Below are 3,574 nucleotides of genomic sequence, written 5' to 3'. Positions count from 1 at the left end.
GTCTACGTCGAGGCGGTGGGCGGCGTGGCCTACTGGTCTCCGATGGGGGTCGCGGTGGCCAGCGAAGCCGCCGAGAGCCTCGTCGAGGAGCTGAAGAAGGAAGTCGTGGCGCACCTGCGCTACATCGACATCGACTGGGACTTCGTGCACCACCGCGGTGATCCGGCGGTCGGGCTGGAGCAGGTGGCCGAGCAGTACCGCGCGGACCTCATCGTGGTCGGGCGGTCCCGGCGGCGCGGCGGTCTGCTGGGCACGGTGCCCGCGACGCTGGTGGTGGAGGCCGTGCGGCCGGTCGTCGTGGTCCCGTAGCGGCTCGCGCCCGGTAGTCGTTCGCCGGTCCTTTCCCGCTTCCACCGGTACCCGCGTTGCTCGCCGCTCATCTCGGTCCCCGCGCTGAGCCGACACGCCCCACCCAACTCGATCCGAGCGAGTTGATCAGAGTGAACGGCCTGTTCGTCCAATCTAGTCGGACGAGCGGTCCGTTCACTCGGCAAGATCTGAGCTGATCGGGTGGGGGCGCGTGTCAGCGGGGAGGCGATGCGCGGGTGTGATCAGCGGTGCGCAATGCTGGGTATTAATGGTGGGTTGATCTCGGTGGGTGCTCCTCGGCCGGATCGTCGGACCGGTGTGAAAAGGTCGCGGTCATGAGTGAGCCGGAGCCGGCCGTCGGGGAGGACTTCGCCGAAGCGGTGCTGATCCACCAGGAATGGGACGGGCGCGAGTTCGAGCACTGCGACTTCACCGGTGCCGACCTCACCGGGCTGCGGGCCGCCAACTGCGTGTTCACCGAGTGCACCTTCGCCCGCGCGGACCTGGCCGACGCGCGGCTGCGCGCCACCGCGTTCCGGTCCTGCACCTTCGACCGCACGCTGCTGCGCGAGTCCACTTGGGACGGTTGCTCGCTGCTCGGTTCTTCCTTCGTGGCCTGCAAGTTGCGGCCGTGCACGCTGCGCGAAACGGACTTCACGCTGGCCGGGATGGGCGGGGCCGACCTGCGCGGGCTGGACCTGCGGGGCCTGCGGTTCCGGGAGGCCAACCTCAGCGATGCCGACCTGCGCCGCTGCGACCTGCGGGAAACCGACTTCACCGGCTCCCGGTTGCTCGGCGCGAAACTCGACGATGCGGACCTGCGCGGCTCGCGGCTGGACGCGAACCAGCTGGTGCAGAGCTCGCTGTCCGGAGCGCGGGTCGACATGGAGACCGCGCTGGCCTACGCCGCCGCCAACGGCCTGCGCGTCGACTGAACCCGAAGCCCGGAGCATCCCGCGTGCTGCCGCCTCGCTGCGGAGGCAGCACGGCCGGCCCGGCTCACCGGATCTGCGGCGCAGCGGGCTCCAGCGCACGCATTTCCTTGCCGCACAACGAAAAACCGGCACCGCCGAAGCGATGCCGGTCCTCCGCTGGTGCTCGATCACTCCATCGGCGGGCGCTGCGCGTCCGGGAGTTCGACCAGCGAACCGTCCGCGAGCAGGTCGGTGATCGCCGAGGCCGTCACGTACGCCGTGCCACCGCCCGGCTGCTCGAACCACGGCACCGCCGTGCCCCGCAGCACCTGCACCGGGCGCTGCACGCGGTAGGCGGCGTACGGCCGGCTCGCCCACTGCGGCGGCAGCGAACGCAGGTTGTACGGGGTGTGCGCCGCGTAAGTGACGTTGCCGCTCGGATCGCCGAAGCGGTCCAGCTCGGTGCCCGGCTGCAGCACCAGCTGCCGCCGGTCCCGGTACAGCGTCAGCGGCGGTTCGCCGCGCAGCGGCTGGATCTCCTGGCCGGGCTGCTGTTGCGCCGGTTGCTGCTGACCGCCCTGCTGCTGCGTGCCCTGCTGCTGCGGGCCGCCCTGGGGCTGGCCCTGCTGGGGCTGGCGCGGCGGCTCGGGCGTGCAAGCTCGCGCAAGACGTCGGTTTCGATTTGGCGAAAGCCCTCTTCACCTGTTTCTGCGAAGATCTGCTTCACCTTCATGTCGCAACTCCGCGCGATATACGTGTCCATGTCGACAGCAGTCACGCCGGCACTTCGCGCAAGCTTTCGCGCCACCGATGTCTTGCCAGCGCCCATGAACCCCACAAAGAACACGGGCATGACCAGCTTGTACGAGCGATCAGCTGACTCGTCTGATGACTTGCGAAAGTCGAACACCTCGGTCATCGAGCACCACCCAACCAAAAAGAGGCTGTTCCTGTTTGGTTTTTCAAAGCCATCGCAGGCATTACTTTGCCGCCGTCCTCAAACGCTGTGTGTACGCAGCGACGGCAGCACGGATGTCCGTCATGTTGTCGTGGCCGAATTTTTCGAGATAGGCATTGGCCAATTCGAAGGCGATCTCCGACTCAGCCACAACCGCACATGCAGGAACGGCGCAAACGTCGGAACGTTCCGTAGATGCAGCAGCGGGTTCGAGCGTATCCAAATCGATTGTCTGCAAAGGAGCGCCCAACGTCGGTATCGGCTTCATAGCGCACGTGACGATCAACGGCATGCCTGTCGTCATTCCGCCTTCGAGCCCCCCGGCATTGTTGCTCGTGCGCGTAAAGCCGTTGCCGCGATCGAGCGCGATTTGGTCGTGGACTTGCGAGCCAGGCAGGTGGGAAGCTTCGAACCCAAGCCCGAACTCAACCCCTTTGATTGCAGGAATCGAGAAAAGCGCGGCACCGATACGTGAACTCAATCGTTCATTTCGAGATGCATATCCACCCACGCCCGGAACAAGACCGCGAACGACGACGCGGAACGTGCCACCGAGGCTTTCACCTGCCTCGATTGCCTTTTCTATTTCGGAACGCATGGCATCTGACGCGGCTTCGTTAGGACAGCGCACATCCGAGATCTCGATTTCGAGAGGCTTGTAGTCGGGCGCTTCCATCATGGGGTCGCGCTCGATCCATTGAGCCTGGCCAATTGACGTGACGTACGAGAATATTTCGACTCCCAGATCCGCAAGGAACTCGCGCGCTATGCCAGCAGCAGCCACGCGTGCTGCAGTTTCGCGCGCACTCGCGCGCTCGAGCACATCGCGACAGTCATCCGAGTCAATCTTGAGAGCTCCAACCAGATCCGCATGACCTGGACGCGGCGTTGTCTCGCGATGTAGGCCGACGGGTGCCTCCCCGAATGCAGCCATATCCTCAACCCAGTTTTGCCAATCTCGGTTCTCCACGACGAGCGCAATCGGCGATCCAAGCGTGCGACCGAAACGTACACCCGACACGATGCGCGCCGTATCGGATTCGATATCCATGCGACCACCGCGGCCGTAGCCGGATTGACGCCGCGCCAAATCGGCGTTGATGCTTGCTTCTGAAATGCGCAGCCCTGCCGGCACACCGTCGACGATAGCCGTCAGTTGCGGTCCATGGCTTTCGCCTGCTGTCATGTAGTGCATTGTTGCTCCCGTTCAGCGGCTTGATTATTCACATCGAATTGTAACCCAGCATAACGTGAACGAAAGCGAGCGATGAGATTCGGGTGGCACACTGCTCCCTGGGAACTCTGTGCCATTGAAAAAAGTGGCACAGAGTTCCCAGGGAGCAGTGTGCCACTTTTTAGTTCTTAGCCTTCGTAGGTGGACTGATGGTCCTCG

At 64.6% G+C, this 3,574-nt stretch carries 5 protein-coding genes; 2 read left to right on the top strand and 3 right to left on the bottom strand.

Translation table 11 applies throughout. The features are described 5' to 3' along the window. Nucleotides 1-309, top strand: a 309-nt coding sequence (locus tag IJH84_RS08365; protein WP_295142334.1) for a universal stress protein, incomplete at its 5' end; no start/stop codon positions are given. A gap of 335 nt (nucleotides 310-644) precedes the next feature. Further along, nucleotides 645-1,244 carry a pentapeptide repeat-containing protein gene (locus tag IJH84_RS08360; RefSeq protein WP_295142332.1) on the top strand — a complete coding sequence of 200 codons (600 nt, stop codon included), beginning with the start codon at nucleotides 645-647 and terminating at the stop codon, nucleotides 1,242-1,244. A gap of 167 nt (nucleotides 1,245-1,411) precedes the next feature. Here the strand turns inward: IJH84_RS08360 and IJH84_RS08355 are convergent, their stop codons facing one another. From IJH84_RS08355 to aroC, 3 genes are all read right to left on the bottom strand, one after another. Beyond that, a complete protein-coding gene (locus IJH84_RS08355; protein ID WP_295142329.1) occupies nucleotides 1,412-1,702 on the bottom strand; it encodes a TNT domain-containing protein in 291 nt (96 codons plus the stop codon). Nucleotides 1,703-1,728: 26 nt separating this feature from the next. After that, nucleotides 1,729-2,142 (bottom strand): shikimate kinase, encoded by a 414-nt coding sequence (locus IJH84_RS08350; RefSeq protein WP_295142326.1) that lies wholly within the window; start codon nucleotides 2,140-2,142, stop codon nucleotides 1,729-1,731. 61 nt (nucleotides 2,143-2,203) lie between these two features. Beyond that, a complete protein-coding gene (gene aroC, locus IJH84_RS08345; protein WP_295142323.1) occupies nucleotides 2,204-3,367 on the bottom strand; it encodes a chorismate synthase in 1,164 nt (387 codons plus the stop codon). Nucleotides 3,368-3,574 lie beyond the last annotated feature (207 nt).

Source organism: Saccharopolyspora sp. (assembly GCF_017434145.1).
GTDB lineage: Bacteria > Actinomycetota > Actinomycetes > Mycobacteriales > Pseudonocardiaceae > Saccharopolyspora_C > Saccharopolyspora_C galaxeae.
This window is presented reverse-complemented; position numbering and strand designations above follow the sequence as displayed.

Excerpts from the sequence above, each read along its gene's own strand:
- IJH84_RS08360 (WP_295142332.1), top strand. The coding sequence starts at position 645 with ATGAGTGAGCCGGAGCCGGCCGTCGGGGAGGACTTCGCCGAAGCGGTG.
- IJH84_RS08350 (WP_295142326.1), bottom strand. The coding sequence starts at position 2,142 with ATGACCGAGGTGTTCGACTTTCGCAAGTCATCAGACGAGTCAGCTGAT.
- aroC (WP_295142323.1), bottom strand. The coding sequence starts at position 3,367 with ATGACAGCAGGCGAAAGCCATGGACCGCAACTGACGGCTATCGTCGAC.